At 67.1% G+C, this 19018-nt stretch carries 17 protein-coding genes; 13 read left to right on the forward strand and 4 right to left on the reverse strand.

Annotated elements, in window-relative coordinates; all coding sequences use genetic code 11:
* The first annotated feature begins 2 nt into the window (after window positions 1–2).
* The gene (locus MX571_RS19535) at window positions 3–1232 is read left to right on the forward strand and encodes an acyl-CoA dehydrogenase family protein (RefSeq protein WP_247420371.1); all 1230 of its coding nucleotides are present in this window, start codon (window positions 3–5) and stop codon (window positions 1230–1232) included.
* 105 nt (window positions 1233–1337) lie between these two features.
* Here the strand turns inward: MX571_RS19535 and MX571_RS19540 are convergent, their stop codons facing one another.
* The gene (locus tag MX571_RS19540; protein WP_247420389.1) at window positions 1338–2114 is read right to left on the reverse strand and encodes an SDR family NAD(P)-dependent oxidoreductase; all 777 of its coding nucleotides are present in this window, start codon (window positions 2112–2114) and stop codon (window positions 1338–1340) included.
* A gap of 134 nt (window positions 2115–2248) precedes the next feature.
* On the opposite strand from MX571_RS19540, the gene MX571_RS19545 reads away from it, so the two are divergent.
* The 4 genes from MX571_RS19545 (at window position 2249) to MX571_RS19560 (ending at window position 5980) form a co-directional block, all read left to right on the forward strand.
* Window positions 2249–2728 carry a hypothetical protein gene (locus MX571_RS19545; RefSeq protein ID WP_247420405.1) on the forward strand — a complete coding sequence of 160 codons (480 nt, stop codon included), beginning with the start codon at window positions 2249–2251 and terminating at the stop codon, window positions 2726–2728.
* On the forward strand, window positions 2725–3801 hold the full coding sequence (locus tag MX571_RS19550) for a phosphotransferase family protein (protein ID WP_247420408.1): 1077 nt from the start codon (window positions 2725–2727) through the stop codon (window positions 3799–3801). Before MX571_RS19545 ends, MX571_RS19550 begins: the two co-directional genes overlap by 4 nt.
* 157 nt (window positions 3802–3958) lie before the next feature.
* Window positions 3959–5026, forward strand: a complete 1068-nt coding sequence (locus tag MX571_RS19555) for a phosphotransferase family protein (RefSeq protein ID WP_247420410.1) — start codon at window positions 3959–3961, stop codon at window positions 5024–5026.
* A 102-nt stretch (window positions 5027–5128) separates the two neighbouring features.
* On the forward strand, window positions 5129–5980 hold the full coding sequence (locus MX571_RS19560) for an SDR family oxidoreductase (protein WP_247420413.1): 852 nt from the start codon (window positions 5129–5131) through the stop codon (window positions 5978–5980).
* Window positions 5981–6025: 45 nt separating this feature from the next.
* Here MX571_RS19560 and MX571_RS19565 read toward each other — a convergent pair whose 3' ends face one another.
* On the reverse strand, window positions 6026–7039 hold the full coding sequence (locus MX571_RS19565; RefSeq protein WP_247420416.1) for a TIGR04024 family LLM class F420-dependent oxidoreductase: 1014 nt from the start codon (window positions 7037–7039) through the stop codon (window positions 6026–6028).
* A 230-nt stretch (window positions 7040–7269) separates the two neighbouring features.
* On the opposite strand from MX571_RS19565, the gene MX571_RS19570 reads away from it, so the two are divergent.
* On the forward strand, window positions 7270–8028 hold the full coding sequence (locus tag MX571_RS19570) for an IclR family transcriptional regulator (RefSeq protein WP_247420417.1): 759 nt from the start codon (window positions 7270–7272) through the stop codon (window positions 8026–8028).
* Between the two features lie 104 nt (window positions 8029–8132).
* Here MX571_RS19570 and MX571_RS19575 read toward each other — a convergent pair whose 3' ends face one another.
* Complete coding sequence (locus MX571_RS19575) at window positions 8133–8825, reverse strand: ABC transporter ATP-binding protein (RefSeq protein ID WP_247420419.1); 693 nt, start codon at window positions 8823–8825, stop codon at window positions 8133–8135.
* On the reverse strand, window positions 8825–9568 hold the full coding sequence (locus MX571_RS19580; protein WP_247420420.1) for an ABC transporter ATP-binding protein: 744 nt from the start codon (window positions 9566–9568) through the stop codon (window positions 8825–8827). The genes MX571_RS19575 and MX571_RS19580 overlap by 1 nt, the downstream gene beginning before the upstream one ends.
* A gap of 109 nt (window positions 9569–9677) precedes the next feature.
* Here MX571_RS19580 and MX571_RS19585 point away from each other — a divergent pair, with 109 nt between their 5' ends.
* The 7 genes from MX571_RS19585 (at window position 9678) to MX571_RS19615 (ending at window position 18955) form a co-directional block, all read left to right on the forward strand.
* Window positions 9678–10556 carry a branched-chain amino acid ABC transporter permease gene (locus MX571_RS19585; protein WP_247420422.1) on the forward strand — a complete coding sequence of 293 codons (879 nt, stop codon included), beginning with the start codon at window positions 9678–9680 and terminating at the stop codon, window positions 10554–10556.
* A complete protein-coding gene (locus tag MX571_RS19590; RefSeq protein ID WP_247420424.1) occupies window positions 10556–11590 on the forward strand; it encodes a branched-chain amino acid ABC transporter permease in 1035 nt (344 codons plus the stop codon). The genes MX571_RS19585 and MX571_RS19590 overlap by 1 nt, the downstream gene beginning before the upstream one ends.
* A 168-nt stretch (window positions 11591–11758) precedes the next feature.
* Window positions 11759–13093 carry an ABC transporter substrate-binding protein gene (locus tag MX571_RS19595; RefSeq protein WP_247420426.1) on the forward strand — a complete coding sequence of 445 codons (1335 nt, stop codon included), beginning with the start codon at window positions 11759–11761 and terminating at the stop codon, window positions 13091–13093.
* A gap of 77 nt (window positions 13094–13170) precedes the next feature.
* The gene (locus tag MX571_RS19600; protein WP_247420428.1) at window positions 13171–13959 is read left to right on the forward strand and encodes an enoyl-CoA hydratase/isomerase family protein; all 789 of its coding nucleotides are present in this window, start codon (window positions 13171–13173) and stop codon (window positions 13957–13959) included.
* Between the two features lie 933 nt (window positions 13960–14892).
* Window positions 14893–15165 carry an AMP-binding enzyme gene (locus MX571_RS19605; RefSeq protein WP_247420430.1) on the forward strand — a complete coding sequence of 91 codons (273 nt, stop codon included), beginning with the start codon at window positions 14893–14895 and terminating at the stop codon, window positions 15163–15165.
* Between the two features lie 77 nt (window positions 15166–15242).
* Window positions 15243–16481 carry an acyl-CoA dehydrogenase family protein gene (locus MX571_RS19610; RefSeq protein ID WP_247420438.1) on the forward strand — a complete coding sequence of 413 codons (1239 nt, stop codon included), beginning with the start codon at window positions 15243–15245 and terminating at the stop codon, window positions 16479–16481.
* A 140-nt stretch (window positions 16482–16621) separates the two neighbouring features.
* Window positions 16622–18955, forward strand: a complete 2334-nt coding sequence (locus MX571_RS19615; protein WP_247420441.1) for a xanthine dehydrogenase family protein molybdopterin-binding subunit — start codon at window positions 16622–16624, stop codon at window positions 18953–18955.
* The last annotated feature ends 63 nt before the right edge of the window (window positions 18956–19018 follow it).

The raw sequence follows: 19018 nt of genomic DNA on the forward strand, positions 1-19018 counted from the left end.
TGATGCCATCCCGTACCATGGACTTCGAGGAGCCAGCAGCCGCGACCGACCTGAAGGACGAACTCTCGGCGTTCATCGAGCGCGAGATCGAACCGCTCGAGGAGGACCACGAGCGATTCCTCGGCCCCGACGCGGAGCGACACATCTTCGACGAGAACTTCGAGCAGGTCCCCGAGTACCTCGACCTGAAGGAGACGATTCGCAAACGCGCTGCGGAGGCGGACTTCTGGGGGATGAGCATGCCGGAGTCGGTCGGTGGCCGGGGCGTCGACACGCTCACCAGCGCCATCGTCTCGGAGTTCCTGGAGAACCGTCCGCCAGGGTTCCACACGTACGCCGTGCAGGGCGCGGGTGGCGGGCCGACACCCATCCTGCTCGCCTGCGACGAGGCGCAGCGCGAGGAGTACCTCGACCCGCTGATGGCCGGCGAGAAGACCACCTGCTTCGCACTCACCGAACCGGACCACGGGAGCGACCCGAACTTCCTGGAGACGACCGCCGAACGGGTCAGCGGACCCGCAGGCGACGAGTGGGTCATCGACGGCGAGAAGTCGTGGATCAGCAACGGCCCGTACGCCGACTTCGCGATGGTGTTCGCTCGGACGAGTGGCGACGCGGGCGAGGTCGGTGGCATCTCCTGTTTCCTCGTCGACGCCGACACGCCCGGCTTCGAGGTGGGCGACGTCCACCGGCCGATGGGACACGCGTGGGTCGCCCCCTCGAAGCTCCGGTTCGACGACTGTCGCGTCGGCGACGACCAGCTCCTCGGCGACGAAGGGGCGGGGTTCTACCAGGCGATGAACTGGATCGGGAACGCGCGGCTGAACGTCGCCGCCGGCTGCGTCGGCTCGGCCGAGTTCCTCGTCGAGAAGGCGCTCGACTACGCCGAGGACCGCGAGACGTTCGGGAAACCGCTCGTCGAACGACAGGGCATCTCGTTCCCGCTCGCCGAGGTGGCGACCGACGTCGAGCGGACGCGACAGCTCTATCGCTACGCCGCCTGGAAGGTCGACGACGACCGCGACGCGCGCAAGGAGATCGCCATGGCGAAGCTCTCGGCGGCCACCCTGGAGAACCGGGCCGCCGACGTCGCCATGCAGGTCCACGGTGGGTCGGGGTACTCCAGGCGCGAACCCATCGAGGAACGCTACCGGACCTCTCGTGGGAAGCGACTCACCGAGGGTACCGACGAGATGCAGAAACAGACCATCGTGGGAGAACTGCGCGACTGACCGGTCGGTCGTCGGCGACGCTCCGCACCCTCTGATTCTCTGCACACGGCGAGAAGAACGACGAGCCGACCGGCCCGAGAGGGGTCCCGCGCCTATCGACGCGCGCTAGCCGCGGATGTAGCCGCCGTTGACGCTGAGCACCTCGCCGGTGACCCAGTCGGCGGCGTCGCTACAGAGGAACGCCACGGCGTCGGCGTGGTCTTCGGGTTCGCCGATACGGTCGAGCGCGTACGACTCGAGGATCTTCTCCTCGTACTCCTCGATCCACTCGGCGGTCGCCGGCGTCTTCGTCGTGCCCGGCGACAGGCAGTTCACGCGGACGCCGTCGCCCCCGACCTCGTGGGCGACGGTCCGGGTGAACGAGACGTTCCCCGCCTTCGCCGCCCCGTAGACGGACAGTCCTGGGTCGTTCCCCTTGAACGAGTCGCTGGCGAAGTTGACGATAGCGCCGCCTTCGTCCTGCTCGGTCATGTGGGGGAGGACGGCGTGCGTGCAGTTCATCGTCCCGTAGAGACAGACGCCGACGATCTTCTCCCAGCCCTCCGGTTCGGTGTCGACGAACGGTTTGCTCTCCCCGATGCCGGCGTTGTTGACGAGGCTGTCGATTCGACCGAACGCGTCGTCGACGGTCTCGACCATCTCGGTGACGGCGTCGTACGACGAGACGTCGGTCTCGACCGCGATGGCCTCGACGTCGTGGTCGTCCTCCAGTTCGGCGGCCGCCTCCTCGGCTGGCCCCTCCTCGATGTCGGCGATGGCGACGTTCGAACCGAGTGCGGCGAACGTGTCGCTGATCTGCCGTCCGATGCCCGACGCTCCGCCGGTGACGATAGCCGTCTGGCCGGAGAAGTCTATCTCTCCAATCGCGTTGCTTACGCGCATCGCAGAACCCTTCAGAACCGGTCCTGATAAGTGTTATCACGTCGCCGAACACGCGGGGCCCGCCCGTGGCAGAGCGCACCCAAACCGTCGGCAGCGCCGACAGTTTCTTATCGACACACCGAGTGGCGTGTGCTATGCCATACCTTCGTCCGGAACTCGTTCTCGACCGGTTCTCGTCGTTCGCTCGCGACGACGTCCGGCCGGCCATCACCGGTGAGGGCGACGAGTTCCTCGAAGCACAGGTCGGGTCGATGTCCAGCACCCTCTCGTTCCTCTCGAAGGAACTGGGGGGGATGGGTGAGAGCGTCGAAACACAGCACGAGGCGCTACTCGCGGCGCTGGACGACGCGGATGACGTCCTGGACGACGCGGCCGTCGAGGGAGCGGACCTCTCGGTGAGCGTCGAGGAGACGCGTCGACGCGTATCGAACGCTCCCCGCGACGACGTCTACGAACACGAGCGAGTGCTCGTCGAGGCGAGCGCCGACCTCCTCGAAGCCGTCGACGAGGGACTCGACCGCGAGACGGCGCGGGCCGTCCGCACCCCGCTGTACGGGTTCCTCGAGACGCGCGTCGAGTCGCAACTGCGGATGCTCGGGCGAGAGGCGGAATGACGGCCGACCTCGACACCGTCGCGGAGGACCTCTCGACGTACCTCTCTGGCCGACTGGCCGACGGCCCCGTCGACGTGACGGACGTCCTGAGCCACACGGAGGGCTGGTCGCGCCGGACCATCTCGTTCACGGGCCACTGGGCCGACGACGGCGCGGAGACGTCCCAGCGCTTCGTCGTCCGCATCAGCACCGACTACGACGACGTCGACGACGCGACGGACACCCGGAACGACATCGAGACGGAGTTCAGAACGATGAAGGCCGGCTACGAGGCGGGCGTCCCGGCACCGGAACCCTACCTCTACGAGTCGGACCCCGCCGTCCTCGGCGGGCCCTTCTTCGTCGTCGAACACCTCGACGGCGACGCGCTCATCACCTGGGACCCGCGCAACCGACAGCGGCTCTACGACGCGTGGGACGACCCGGAGAACACGCTTCCGAGCCAGTTCGTCGACGCCGTCGCCGCCATCCACACCGTCTCCCCCCAGGACGTCCCGTTCCTGGAGCAGACGGACCCCGAGGCCGTCGTCGACCGGGAACTCGACACGTACGAGCGCATCTACGAGGAGACGAGGCTGAAACGGGAGCCGGCGATTCAGGAGGCGCTGCGGTGGTTCCGGGCCAACAAACCCGAGGTCACCGAGACGACGCTCGTCCACGGGGACTTCCGCATCGGGAACGTCCTCGTCACCGACGATGAACTCACGGGCGTCCTCGACTGGGAACTCGCACAGGTCGGCGACCCGCTGTACGACCTCGGCTACGCGAGCACGCGGTACTTCGCCGGAAAGCTCCTCGACCCCATCGAACGGCCGGAACTGGCGAGCGCCCTGGTCGAGCGCGAGTGGTTGTACGACGAGTACGAGCGACGGACGGGCCGGACGGTCGACCGGGACCGGGTCCGGTACTGGCAGGCGTTCTCGACGTTCACGATGCTGACCAGAGGTGTGGCCGGCGCGCACCGGTACCACACCGGGGAGAGCGACGACGTCAGGAGCGCCTGGTTCCAGTACATCGTCCCCGGCCAGATAGAGGACCTGCTGACGACCATCACCGACGACCGGACGCGCTGACCCGACACACTGATTCTCCCTTCGCTCACCGGCGGCGTCCGCTGTTCGTCTCCGTGGTGAACGGGGTCGCTATCGACGACGTGGTTCGTCGGTCCGTCCACGCTTATGTGGGTGGGCCTCGCACGCCTCGTATGGAACGACTGGAGGGTGAGGACTCGTGAGTGAGAGCGACGACTCGTACTTCGAGCGCCTCGTCGACGTAGACGCGCTCGAATCGTACCTCGAAAGCCACCTCGGAGCGACGGACACGTTCGAGGTCGACCGGCACGCCGGGGGGCACTCCAACGAGACGCTGTTCGTCACGTGGGGGGACCGCGACCTGGTCGTCCGACGGCCACCGCCGGGCGAGACTGCCGACACGGCCCACGACGTCCTCCGGGAGTACACGGTAATGGAGGCACTCCAGGGAACCGACGTCCCGGTTCCGGAGACGGTCCTCGCCTGCGACGACCACGACGTCATCGGGAGCGACTTCTACGTGATGGTGCGCGAACGCGGCGTCGTGATTCGCGACGAGGAACCGGACCAGTTCGCGGCCCCCGACCACCGTCGCCGACTCGGTGAGCAGATGGTCGACACGCTAGCGTCCATCCACCGGGTCGACTACGAGGCGGTCGGTCTGGAGGAGTTCGGCCGACCGGACGGGTTCACCCAGCGCCAGGTCGACCGCTGGCAACGCCAGTACGAGTGGGCGTTCGAGGTCACGACGGACGAACGCGACGTGCCGGCGGTCCACGAACTGACCGACTGGCTTCAGGCGAACGTCCCCGAGGACCCGCCACACGCGCTCGTTCACGGCGACTACAAGCTGGACAACGTCATGTTCGAGACGTCGCCGCCGCCGACGGTCCGCTCGGTGTTCGACTGGGAGATGTCGACGCTCGGCGACCCGTTCGCCGACCTCGGGTGGCTGCTCTCGTACTGGCCCGACGACGGCGACCAGTCGGCCGCCGTCGGTACCGCCGGCGGGGCGGAGTTCCTGCTCCGGGACGGCTACCCGACCCGCGACGAACTGGTCGACCGGTACGAGTCCGCCACCGGTCTCGAGTTCGCGAACGACCGCTTCTACCGAGCACTGGCGGTGTACAAGCTCGGGGCGCTCGGGGAGATGTTCTTCCGCCGGCACCTCGAGGGCAACGCGGACGACGACACGTACCCGCAGATGGAAGAGCGCGTGCCGACGCTCGCAGCGCGCGCGAAGCGCATCGTCGAGGGCGAGGAGTGACCGACGACCGCTGGCGTCGTCCGTGACGGACCCCAGCGTCGTCTGCAGCGTGAGGGTTGCCGGGACGACAAGCTTGAGGGTTCTTCTCACGAAGCGACGTGCATGGCGCTCGAAACGCCCGACCTGAGCGGACGGACCGCCTTCATCACGGGTACGACACGGGGTATCGGCAAGGAGATCGCACTCTCGCTGGCGGACGCCGGCTGCAACGTCGTCTCGACGGGCAAGACCGTCGACGACAGCGACTCAGACCTGGAGGGGACCATCCACAAGACCGCCGACGCCTGCGAGGAACGAGGTGTCGAGGCGCTTCCAATCCAGTTGAACCTCCGCGACGTCGACCAGGTGGAGGCCGCCGCGCAGCAGGCCATCGACGAGTTCGGCGAGGTCGACATCGTCATCAACAACGCCAGTGCCATCCAGATCGCGTCCGTCGAGGAGATGCCGGCCGACCGGTTCGACCTCGTCGCCGACGTCAACGTCCGGGGCACGTACGCCACCTCGCGAGCGTTCGTCCCGCATCTCGAGGAGATCGGCGGTGGCCACATCCTGACGAACGCGCCCCCCATCCAGGTCGACCGTGCGCCGGGCCAGGCCGCGTACGCCTGGTCGAAGATGGGGATGACGTTCGTCACGCTGTCGCTGGCCGACGAACTCCGCGAGCACGGCGTCGCAGCGAACACGTTCTGGCCGGTGACGACCATCGACACGCGGGCGTCGCGGTACTTCGGGCTCGGCACCGAAGACGACTGGCGGACGCCCGACATCCTCGCGGATACGGTGCTGGAACTCCTGTCCCGTGACCCGAGCGAGTTCAGCGGCAACTCGGTGTACGACGAGGAGATACTGCGCGAGGTCGGCGTCGAGGACTTCTCGGAGTACAACTGCACGCCCGGCGACCCCGACCCGGACTCCGCCGCGCTGTTCGACCCCGAGTTCCAGCGTCCCGAGTGAACCGACGCGCGTTCCGGTAGCCGCCAGGATGTCCGTCCCGTTGCGTCACCGATTGTTCGGCGCGACGGCCCGCATCGTCGCCTCGATGGCGTCGTCGTCTGCCGGTCCGACCCAGCCGATTCGGACGGCATCACAGCCGTCGATGGCGGCGAACTCGTCGACGATGGCGTTGACCTCGTCGGGCGTCCCGCAGGCGACGAGGCCGTCGAGCACCTCGTCCTCGACGGCAGCGACCGCCGCCTCGCGGTCACCGTCCTGCCAGTGGCCGCGGACCGTCTCGACCATCCCTTCGTACCCCTGGTCCGCGATGGACTGCCGGTAGAAGGGGCCGTACAGGGAGATCATGAACGCGACGTGCTGTCGACCGAGCTGTCTCGCCTTCTCGCCGTCCTCGAGCGCACACGCCCGCAGGAGCACCGAGGTGCGGAGCGCGTCGGGGTCGCGGTCGCCGAGTTCGGCACCTCGCCTGAGGTCCTCCAGCCGTCGTTCCAGGCCCTCGGGGGTGAACAGCTGTGGCACCCACCCGTCGGCGAACCGGCCGGCGAGTTCGACGCCCTTCGGGCCGAGTGCGGCGACGTCGATGGGCACCTCGACCGGCGTCGGGAGTTCGAGCTGGAACCCCTCCGGCGTGAACACCTCGCCGTCGTACGTCACCGTCTCGCCGGCAGTCGCCTGGTTCACGATATCGATGGCCTCGCGCAGTCGCCGGAGTGGCCGTTCGAACGAGAGGCCGTGCCAGCCCTCGACGAGCGCTGGCGAACTCGTCCCGAGGCCCAGTCTGAACCGTCCGTCCGCCAGCGACTGGACGGACGCGGCCGCCTGTGCGATCTGACTCGGTGAGCGGGAGAACGGGCCGATGACCTCGTCGGCGATGCCGATGGTCCCCGTTCGGTCCGCGAGGACGGTCAACAGTGCGACGCTGTCCCAGCCGGTCGTCTCACCGAAGCCCACCGTGTCGAAGCCGAGGTCCTCGACGTCGCGCGCGACCGCCGCGAAGTCGTCGAGCGTGTCGTGGCGATCCGGTGTGAGCGTCACGTCGAGTTCGAAGTCGTCTGACATCGTACCGACGTGCAGACCCCGCCAAGTTAACCGTTGACGTCGGACCGGAGTCCAACACGCTCGAACGATGCCGACCCGCAGAGAGCGCCACCCCGGTTCGGCGTTCGTCGATGCGGCGTCGAAGTACCTACGGGTAAGAGAACATTTAGAAGTTCAATCCAGTCGAATAGTGGCCGGAATCAGTACAACGATGTTAAACGCTTTTATGCCTTTGGTTTCCAACAACACGTATGCAAGAGGAGGTAAAAACCATCGCGTCGGTGAACAAGGCGCTGGACATCATGGAGGGGCTGTGGAAGCTCGACGGGGCCGGCGTCACCGAACTCGCCGAGTATCTCGACTTCTCGAAGAGTACGGTCCACATCCACCTGACGACGCTGGAGGAGAAGGGGTACGTCGTCTCCACGGACAGACAGTACGAACTCGGCCTCCGGTTCCTGAACTACGGCGAGTACGTCAAACGCGCACAACCCCTCTACGCCGCCGCGAAACCGGCGGTCGAGAACCTGGCGAACGAGACCGGCGAACTCGTGTTCTGCTGGGTCGAAGAGCAGGGGCTGGCGACGGCGCTCTGTGCGAAGGCGGGCGACCGGGCCGTCCAGACCACCATCCGGGTCGGCACCCACACCTACATGCACGGGGCGGCGGCGGGCAAGGCCATCCTCGCGTACCTCCCCGACGAGCGGGTCGACGAGATACTCGACCAGTGGGGGATGCCGCGGCTCACCGACCGGACGATAACGAGCCGGGAGCGTCTCAAGGAGCAACTGGAGACGAATCGGCAACAGGGCGTGTTCTTCAGTCAGCACGAGTACCGGCGGGGCGTCGCGTCGATCGGTGTTCCCATCCGCGGCGAGGAGTGCGTCCACGGGTCGATCTCCGTCTACGGCCCGTCGATGCGCCTGACGAAGGACCACGCGAAGACGGAGCTGTCGAACCAGCTCCTCTCCTCGGCGAACCAGATCGAGGTCGACCTGACGGTCGGCTGACGACTGAGGAGTTACCGTTCTTCTGTCTGTCGTCGCGGGGTCGGTCGCTCGGGCGGCTTCCCGTCGACGCTCCCGTCAGCCGACCGACGAGCGCTGGAGAGAGACTACACCGCGATGTGCTCGCGCAGCGTCGGGTCGTCGGCCTCGAGCCCGTCGGCGGCGCTCTCGTGGACGATTCGGCCGTTGGCGAGGACGTAGACCCGGTCGGCGACGGACAGCGCCAGGTTCACGTTCTGTTCGACGAGCAGGATGGTGAGGTCGTCCTTGAGGTCGACGAGCGCGTCTCGAACGTCGGCGACGATCTGTGGCGCTAACCCCTCGCTCGGTTCGTCGAGCAGGAGCAAGTCGGTCCCGCCGAGCATCCCCCGTGCGATGACGAGCATCTGCTGTTCGCCGCCGGAGAGGTCGCCGGCCTTGGCTTCGCGGAGTTCCGAGAGCTTCGGGAACAGTTCGTACGCGTCGTCGACGGTCCACTCGCCGCCGCGGCCGGCCGGCACCTCCAGGTTCTCCGCGACGGTGAGCGGTTCCCACACCTGCCTGTCTTCGGGCACGTAGCCGATACCACGGCGGATGATCTCGAAGGTCGACAGGCCGGTGATGTCCTCGTCGTCGTACCGAATCTGGCCCGACCTGGGCGGGACGATGCCGGCGACGCTGCGTAACGTGGTCGTCTTCCCCGCCCCGTTCCGGCCGAGCAGCGCGACGACCTCGCCGTCGTTCACGTCGAGCGAGACGTCGTGGAGGACCTGGCTCTGTCCGTAGTACGCGTCGATGGCGTCGATATCGAGTCTCGCCATCAGGCCACCCCTCCCAGGTACGCCTCCTGTACCGACTCGTCTGCCTGTACCTCCGACGGCGGCCCCGAGGCGATGATCGACCCGTTCTGCAGCACCAGCACCGTATCGGAGATGTTCATCACGATGTCCATGTTGTGTTCGACGAAGAGGATGGTGTACTCGCCGGCGAGGTCGTCGATGAGGTCCAGCATCTCCTCGATCTCTACCTGGCTCATCCCGGCCGCCGGTTCGTCGAGCAACAGCAACTCGGGGCCGATGGCGAGCGCGAGCGCGATTTCGAGCGACCGCTTGTCGCCGTGTGACAGCGAGCTAGCGAGGCGGTCGCGCTCGGACGCGAGACCGACCGTCGAGAGCATCTCCAGCGCCTCCTCGGTGTAGTCGTCGCGACTGTCGACGTGCTGGTAGAAGTTCCACCCACCCCGATGCCGGGCCTGGACCGCGACGCAGACGTTCTCGAGGACGCTGAGCCCCTCGAAGACGTTCGTTATCTGGAAGGACCGAGCCACGCCCTTCCGCGCGATCGCCTCCGGCGTGAGCCCGGTGATCTCCTCGTCCCGGAACCGGACCACTCCGGAGGAGGGTTCGAGCGCCCCCGCCAGCATGTTGAACAGCGTGGTCTTCCCCGCGCCGTTCGGCCCGATCAGCGAGGTGATCTCTCCCCGCGGAACGGAGATGTCGACGTCGTCGACCGCCGTCACGCCGCCGAAGTGCTTGGTCAGACCGCTGGTCTCCAGTACCCCCATCTACCTTCCTCCCGAATCGGTTGGCACTATCATGAGAACCTATCGCTTGGTGTGTGTTCCCCACCCATAAGTTTAACCGTGCCCCCTTCGCTGCTCTTGCAGAGGGTGTATGACATCAGCTAGCGTCCTGGTCGGCCTCACACTGAACGGTATCGCCATCGGAATGTTACTGCTGCTCGTCGCCTCCGGACTGTCGCTCATCTTCGGGCTGATGGGCGTGGTCAACTTCGCGCACGGGTCGCTGTACATGTTCGGGGCCTACTTCGGCCTCGTCCTGTTCGACAGAACGGGGGTGTTCCTGCTGGCCCTCCTGCTCGCCCCGTTCCTCGTCGCCGGCATCGGGGTGCTGATGGAGTACCTCACGCTCCGACCGCTCTACGGGCGCGACCCGCTCTATCAGATACTCCTGACGTTCGGCATCGCCCTCATCCTCGACGAGGTGGTCATCCTCGTCTGGGGACCGAACGCGCTCAACTTCGCGGGGCCGTCGTGGCTCACGGGGGTGTTCACGGTCGCCGGGGCAGCGCTCCCCATCTACCGCGTGTTCGTCATCGTTCTCGGGGCTGTCGTGGCGGTCGGCCTCTACCTATTTCTCCAGCGGACCCGCTACGGCCTGGTCGTCCGGGCCGGCACCGCCAATCGGACGATGGTCGAGGCCAACGGCATCAACGTCAAGCGAGCGTTCACCATCATGTTCGCGGTCGGTGCGGGGATGGCGGCCCTCGGCGGCGTCGTCGCCGGGCCGATGCTGAGCGTCTACCCCGCCATGGGACTGGACATGGTCATCGAGGCGTTCGTCGTCGTGGTCATCGGCGGACTGGGGAGCTTCCGCGGGTCGGTCGTCGGGGCGTTGCTCGCGGGCCTGGCGCAGGCCTTCGGGAGCTTCTACATCCCGTCGCTCTCCTCCATCATCATCTTCACGCTCATGATCGTCGTGTTGCTGGTGCGTCCGGGCGGTCTCTTCGGTGACCCGGAGGTGGAACACTGATGGCGGTCAGTCTCAGCCAGCGCTTCGCGGGGATGTCCGGTCGGCTCCAGTGGGTCATCGGCATCGCCCTGCTGGTCGGCTTCCTCGCGGTTCCGCAGGTGTACGGCAGCTACCGGACAGGGCTGGCGGTCGAACTCCTCGTCCTCCTGCTGTTCGCGGCCAGCTACGACCTGCTCATCGGGTACACCGGCGTCGTCTCGTTCGGCCACGCGCTCCCGTACGGTGCCGCCGCGTACGTGATGGGGATGGCGATGGCGGGACGACCCCTCCCACTGATTCCCGACGTGGGGGTCTCGTTCCCCGTGGCGGTCGGACTCGCCCTGCTCGCGGTCGTGGTCATCTCGGTGGTCACGGGGTGGCTGGCGTTCCGACTGTCGGGGGTGTACTTCGCCGTGTTGACGCTGGCGTTCTCGATGGTCGGCTACTACGCCGTCTTCGAGTCGACCGAGTTCACCGGCGGGGACAACGGCCTGCTCATCGCTCGCCCCGACCTGCTCGGCGTCCCGCTTTCGGACTACGTGACGTTCTACTACTTCGCCCTCTGGGTCGTCGTGCTCTCGTTCCTGGCGATGCGGCGGCTCACGAAGTCGCCGTTCGGGCGAGTGCTCGTCAGCATCCGGGAGAACGAGGACCGCGCGCGGTTCCTCGGCTACGACACGACGCACTACAAGCTGGCCGTGTTCGTCGTCGCGGGCCTCTTCGCCGGCGTCGCCGGCCTCCTGCAGGGGCTGTACCTCAACATCCTGACGCCGAACATGCTGTACTGGTCGACCGGCGGCGACGCCCTGCTCGTGACGCTCATCGGTGGGATGGGGACGCTCTGGGGCGTCATCTTCGGGGCCGCGTTCCTGCTGGGCGCACGCGAACTCCTCACCGGGTTCATCGAGGGGTGGCCCATCGTGCTCGGCGTCGTGTACGTCCTGTTCGTCCTGTTCGTCCCGGACGGCATCGCCGGCTTCCTCACCGACCGGAGCCGCTCGACCTGGGACGTCCTCGCCGACCTCCGGGGAGGGGACGGGGACGACGACGACTGAGAGCGCTTCCCCGTCGACTTCGCCCTCGGTACCGCTGTATCACGCAGTAGTCGTCCGCGAGCGCCCCGAGTCGAGCCACACGGCCCCCCCGGAGCCTCGGCCGCCGCCGAGAGACGGGAGAAGCCGGGGCAACGCTTAACCGGACGCTCGTCTACGCTATGATAGCTCATGTCACGAGGCGAGCCAGCGGACACGAGACGACAGTTTCTCCAGCGTGCGAGCGGCGGCGCGCTGGCAGGGGGAATAGTAGCGCTCGCGGGCTGTACGAGCGAGCAGGCAGGTGGCGGCGGCGGCGGCGGTGGTGGTGGCGAAGACGACGGAGGTGGTGGCAACTCGACGGGGTCGGGCAACAGCACCGGTGGCGGTGGCGGGGGTGACGTCACGTTGCGAATCGGTGGCCTGTTCCCGACCAGTGGCCCGTACTCGGCCATCGGGGTGGACCAGCGCGTCGGGATGGAGGTCGCACTGCGCCACATCGAGGATAGCGACACGAACGTCACGGTCGAGACGGAGGTCGCCGACACGCAACTCGACCCCGAACAGGGGCTTCGGCGAGCGCGTGAGTTGTCCGGAGACGTCGACGTGTTCACCGGGCTGGGGAGTTCGTCGGTCGCCACCGCCGTCTCCAACTTCGCCCGGCAGAACCAGGTGCCGTTGATGGTCACGACAGCGACCAACGAGGCGATCACTGGAGAGGACTGCAACCAGTACACCTTTCGGTCGAACACCCACACGTACCAGAACCAGAAGCCGAACGCGGAGTGGGCGATGGAGAACCTCGGGAAGACGTTCGCGACGATGGGCGCCGACTACGCCTGGGGTCGCGCGAGCGTCGGGGCGTTCGTCGAGGTCGCCGAACAGAACGGCGGGGAGGTGGTCGAACAGGTGTGGCCGAAGCTGGGTGCGACGGACTACTCGACGGAGATCCAGCGGGTCGCGTCGACGGACGCAGACTTCCTCCTCGTTCGGTGCTCCGGGACGGACGGCATCAACTCGGCGAAGCAGATCGCCAGCTTCGGACTGAAAGAGCAGATGGACGTCATCACCAACCAGACGGGAATCCTCGCGCAAGGCGCGGGAGAGGCGTGTATCGGGAACTACGGTATGGTTCCGTACCACGCGGCCCTCAGCAGCGAGCAGACGGGCAACGAACAGAACGCCCGGTTCGTCGAAGACTACCGCTCGATCGGAGACGGGAGCGACCCGAGCACATACTCGTTCACGTCGTACATGGGCGTTCGCTTCCTCGCGAAAGCGGCCGCCGAGTCGGGGTCGGCGAGTGCGAACGACCTCGTCTCCTCGCTTGAGGGACTCTCGCTCACCGGTCCGAAGGGTCAGATGAAAATCCGCGCGTGCGACCACCAGGCGACGAACGCGATTTGGTCTACTCGACTCGTCTCGCCGGAGGGCACCGAGTTCGACTATCCGATTCCGGAGTTCCTCGCCAAACACGAAGCCGACTCGAACCTGCGACCCTGCGAGGAGACCGGCTGTAGTCTCTGAACTCGTCGAGGTGGATAGACGGCCCGGCGCACCCGAAATATCCAACCATTTTTACCCTCGCGCTCGGAGCGGGTACCATGGCGACCGAGAGCTACGAGAACTTCGAGACGACGCTCGACGACGGCGTCCTCCGCGCGGAGATACACGGCACGTCGAAGATGAACGCGCTCAACGACACGATGACCGAGGAGTTGCTGGACCTCGCGGTCCGCCTCCACGAGGAGCCGATTCGGTGTTTCGTGCTCACCGGCTCCGACGGCGTGTTCTGTGCGGGCGGCGACGTGGAGACGTTCGGCAGCGACGACGCGCCCAGCGAGATGCGCAAGGGGGCGTCGCTGCTCCACGACGCCATCGTCCAGTTCCACCAGGCGGAGGTGCCGGTCGTCGTGGGGGTCAACGGCGCGGCTGTCGGTGCGGGGTTCAGTCTCGGCATCTTCGGCGACTTCGTCCTCGCCAGCGAGGCGTCGTACTTCCAGTTCGGCTACCCCGGCATCGGCGCGACGGGCGACGGCGCCTCGACGTACTTCCTGCCGCGGGTCGTGGGCCTCCGACAGGCCAAACGTATCGCGCTGCTGAACGAGCGCATCGACCCAGAGGAGGCGGTGGACCTGGGACTGGCGACCGAAGCAGTCCCCGACGAGGAGTTCGAGGACCGCCTCGGAGCGGTCGCAGCGCGAATCGCCGAGGGACCGACCGTCGCACTCGGCCGGACCCAGCGACTGCTGACCGAGAGTACGTCGCGAGGCATCGAGGCGCAACTCGCCGCGGAGACGGACGTCATCGCGGAGACGGCGAAGACCGACGACTTCCAGGAGGGTGTCAGCGCGTTCGCCGAGAAGCAGTCCCCCGAGTTCGAAGGACGATAGTCCCGACTGCAACCGGCGTCCCGTGAAGCCGCTTCACTCTTCCCCCCGATGTCGACTGAGCGTGTCGCTCTCTCGGCTCCCGTCGTGCGGATCACGATACGCGCGTCCTACATGGTCGAACGTTACCGTCGCTCTCTGCACACCGTGAACCCTCTTCCTGTACGGACCGCGACGCCTGTGTACGGCGAGACCGGGGCAACGAACGGGACACGTCGGTCGGTGTAGTGGGCTCTGAAACAACACATTTCGCAGAATTTGGCCGGGATATTACTATCGTTAGAGGAAACGACACGGAAACGGAAAGTCGTTCATCAGGGGTGAACGGGACCGTTCGAGAGTCAGTCGGACGGTTCGTTCGGAACGTGGCGGGGAGGCGTCTCTCGGGATTCCTGGCTCCATCGGCACCAGCGCCTCCGACTGACGTGAAATCGCCATCTCGAGCGTTCGCCGGTTACCAGTTCGGCTCACAAGGATACGTGTGTTATGGTTGTGGCGGCAACAAGGCGTCACGAGATCGGTCGGACAGCCGTCTGTGGCCGAGTAATCGGTGCTCCCCGTGGAGCGGACGAAGCGGGGGTACGTTCTATCAACGACCGGCTCACGACCTCCGCGGCACACATTCGACCACCGACCGAGGAAGTAACGGGTCATCGGTCCGGACGAGAGTGCTACGCTGCACAGTGAAGGACCGCCGAACCGAGTACATTCAACCACATCGAACGCCATCTCGCCGACGTTACCCGTCTATCCCTCTGTGTTGGAGTCGCTCAGTCAGTAGAACTCCGAATGACACTAGGAGTACCTCCATTCGACCTCAGCGAACGGAGCCGCCTCGAACTCCACTGTGACCTGGTGTAAACGGCCGTCCGAGCGAGCGACCACGAAATTGTCATCTCGGGCGGGGAGAACATCTACCCGGCCGAGATAGAGGAGGTGCTCCACGAACATCCCGACGTCGACGAGGTGGCCGTCGTCGGCGTCCCCGACGAGACGTGGGGTGAGCGCGTCGAGGCCGCGGTCACGCCCGTACCGGGAGCGGAACCGACGCCCGAGGAGCTACAGACGTTCGTGGGCGAGCGACTCGCCGACTTCAAGAAGCCCCGCGAGTTCGTGTTCCTCGACGCCCTCCCGCGGAACCCGACCGGGAAGGTGCTGAAAGCGCCGCTCGAAGACGAGGAGAGCGTCGTGGTCGGGTGGGACTCCTGACCGGCCCTCGTGTCCCCGACCTCGCCCAGGTCGCCTCGGACCGTGGATTTACGTCCTGGGTGGTCGTGCCATACGACATGGAGTACCACGACTCCGAGAAAGCGGTCGAAGTAGCGGCCCGCGTCGAGGCGTTCATGGAAGAGGAAGTGCTGCCCCGAGAGCGGGAAGCGCTACGGACCCAGGAGCGCATCAGCGAAGACGAGATCCACGAGTTCTGGGAGCTGGCGAAAGAGCGCGACCTGTTCGCGCCGCAGGTGCCCGAGGAGTACGGGGGGCAGGGCCTGAACTTCCAGGACATGCTCCCGTCGTTCGAGCAGGTCGGGCGGTCGCTGTTCGGCGCACTCTCCATCCGGGCGAACGCTCCGCAGGAGGGCAACATGCACACCATCGAGATGGCGGGCACCGACGAACAGAAAGAGGAGTACCTGCACCCGCTCGTGCAGGGAGACATCCGGTCGGCGTTCTCGATGACCGAACCGCTCGACGGCGGTGGCTCCGACCCGAAGATGCTCAAGACCACAGCACGGAAAGACGGCGACGAGTGGGTCATCAACGGCCACAAGTGGTGGACTTCAGATGGGTACAACGCCGACGTCCTGCTGGTGATGGCCCGGACGGACCTCGACGCCCACCCCTACGAGGGGACGTCCATCTTCCTCGTTCCGACCGACCTCGACGGCGTCAACGTCGTCCGGAACGTGGGGCATCTCGGCGGTCACGGTATCGTCGACATCGAGCGAGGCCACGCCGAGATCAAGTACGAGGGCGTGCGGGTCCCGGAGGAGGCGCTCCTTGGAGAGGAGGGCGGCGGGTTCCGCCTGGCGCAACTGCGCCTCGGCGGCGGCCGACTGACCCACTGCATGCGCTACTCGGGGATGGCCGAACGGTCCCTCGAGATATCGAAGGCGTACCTCCAGGACCGCCACGCGTTCGACGGGACGCTCTCGGAGAAGCAGGCGCTGCGCCACCGCATCGCGAACGCCGAGACCCAGCTCCACGCCGCACGGACGATGGTGCGCCACGCCGCGCGCGAACTCGACGACAGCGACGCCCGCATCGAGGTGGCGATGGCGAAGCTGTTCACCGCGAACGTCACGAACGACATCATGGACCTGGCCGTGCAGTGTCTCGGCGGGAACGGCATCGGGAAGGACCTCCCCGTCGCGTACTTCTACGAGTCCGTCCGACCCTTCCGCATCGTCGACGGGGCCGACGAAGTCCACCGGCGCAGCATCGCCCGGCACGCCTTCGACGACGTCTACGACGAGGACATGGAGAACGTGCTCACGTTCGACTCGGACCTCGACATGACCTGACGACCGGGCACGGACCGGGGTCAGGGGAGTCCACCCCTCGCCCGTCGTGTCCGACGAACGTTTTTATTCCGGGAGCGCCAAGCCGTGTCTTATGATATCGAATGGCACGAACCTCGTCGCGGTAGCGAGGGTGTGAGGCGGTGGCGATCGACCCCATCGAACCGAGCGACGCCCGACCGAGCGAACTCGTCGGCTCGGCCATCCAGCGCCGCGAGGACCCGCATCTCCTCACGGGCGACGCGGAGTACACCGACGACATCGCGTACGAGGGGGAACTCCACCTGGCGTTGCTCGGCAGTCGGTACGGCCACGCGACGATCCAGTCGGTCGACGCCAGCGAGGCGCTGGCCGACGACCGCGTGGTGGCGGTCTACACCCAGGACGACGTCACGGCGTCCGGCATCGACGGGGTCCTGCGCGTCGGAGCTCCGGAGGACGGGACGGCCCCGGACAACCCCCTGCTGGCAGGCGACCGAGCGCGGTACAGGGGACAGCCCGTCGCCGCCGTCGTCGCCACCGAGCGCTACGCCGCCCGAGACGCCATCGGCGCTATCGACGTCGACTACGAACGGAAAGACGCGGTCGTAGACCCGGTCGCGGCCGTCGGCGAAGACGGTCCGACGGTCCACGAGTCCGCGCCGGACAACGTCGCGTTCGACTGGGAGGTCGGGGACGAGTCCGCCGTCGAGAGCGCGTTCGCCGAGGCGGATACGGTCGTCTCGACGGACATCGAGATAAACCGGGTCCTCCCGACGGCGATGGAACCGCGGGCCGCCACCGCGCGCTACGACCCGTCGAGCGACGAACTCTCACTGGAGCTCTCGACGCAGAACCCCCACACGATCAGGGACGACGTCGCTCACACGCTCGACCACCCGGCTGAGAAGGTCCGCGTCCGACCGCCGGACGTCGGAGGCGGGTTCGGCGGGAAGCTCCAGCCCTACGCGGGCCAGCTGCTCGCGGCCTGGGCGGCGAAACGCCAGGAGCGCCCGGTGAAGTGGGTGGCGACCAGAACCGAGGACTCCCTGTCGATGGTCCACTCGCGCCAGCAGTCGATCACGGCGGAGGCCGCGGTCGACGACGACGGCACCGTCCGCGGCGTCCGGGCGGAGTCGGTGGCACCGGTCGGGGGCTACCTCGTCCCCGGCGGGAAGATCGTCCCGACGAACCTCGGGCTGATGGCGAGCGGCCAGTACGACATCCCGGCCGTCCACGTCCGCGTCACCGGCGCGTTCACGCACACGGCCCCGATGGCGGCGTACCGAGGGGCGGGTCGTCCGGAGGCGACGTACTTCATCGAGCGGCTGCTGCGTACCGTCGCGGACGAACTCGACATCGACCCGGTCGAACTTCGGCGACGGAACTTCGTGCCCGCAGACGCGTTCCCGTACGAGACGGGGCTGGGCCACACCTACGACAGCGGCGACTACGAGAAGACGCTCGACCGCGCGCTCGAGATGGTCGACTACGACGAGTTCCGCGAGCGACAGCGACGTGCCCGTGACGACGGGCGATACCTCGGCGTGGGCGTCTCCTGCTACGTCGAGGCGTGTGGCGCGGCCCCCGGCTGGCAGGAGAGCGGCGTCGTCGAAGTCCGCCCCTCGGGCACCGTCGTGGTGAAGTCGGGGACCGCCGAGATCGGGACCGGCCACCGGACGGCGTACACCCAGATCGCGGCCGCGGAACTCGGGGTCGACTTCGAGGACGTAACCGTCGTCGAGGGCGACACCGGAGAGGTGGAGGTCGGTGGCGGTACCGCCGGAAGTCGGTCGATGCCGCTCGGCGGCAGTGCCGTACAGCAGAGCGCCGTCGCGGTCCGCGAGCAGGCGGTCGACGTCGCGAGCGACCTGCTCGAGGCCTCACCCGACGACCTCGTCGTGGAGGGTGGCGACGTCCACCTCGTCGGGGTCCCCGACCGGTCGGTGAGCCTCGCCGAGATCGCCAGCGTCGTCGCGGAGGATAGTAGCCCGGACGACGAACGGGGACTGGACGCAACGACCGCCTACGACCCGCCCAACTACACGTTCCCCTTCGGAACGCACGTCGTGGTGGTCGAGGTCGACCCCGAGGTCGGTGCTATCGACCTCCTTCGGTACTGCGCCGTCGACGACGTCGGAAACCAGATCAACCCGAAGATCGTCGAGGGACAGATACACGGTGGGGTCGTCCAGGGCATCGGGCAGGCCATCTACGAGGACGTCGAGTACGACGAGAACGGACAGCTCCTCACCGAATCGCTCCAGGACTACGCCGTCCCGAAGTCCGTCGATGTCCCGGAGATAGAGACCGAGTCGACGGTCACCCCGTGCCCGCACAACCCACTGGGCGTCAAGGGGGTCGGCGAGGCCGGAGCCATCGCCGCGCCGCCTGCCGTCGTGAACGCGGTGGCCGACGCCCTCGCACCGCTGGACCCCGACGGTCTCGACATGCCCCTGACGGCGCAGCGCGTCTGGGCGGCAGTGAACGGCCCCTGAGTCGGTCGGGGGCGACCACGCTCCCCGACCCGGCCGGAGTCGCTGCCGACCGGCCGATTCTCC

This window comes from Halomarina salina (assembly GCF_023074835.1).
In the GTDB taxonomy this organism is placed as follows: domain Archaea; phylum Halobacteriota; class Halobacteria; order Halobacteriales; family Haloarculaceae; genus Halomarina; species Halomarina salina.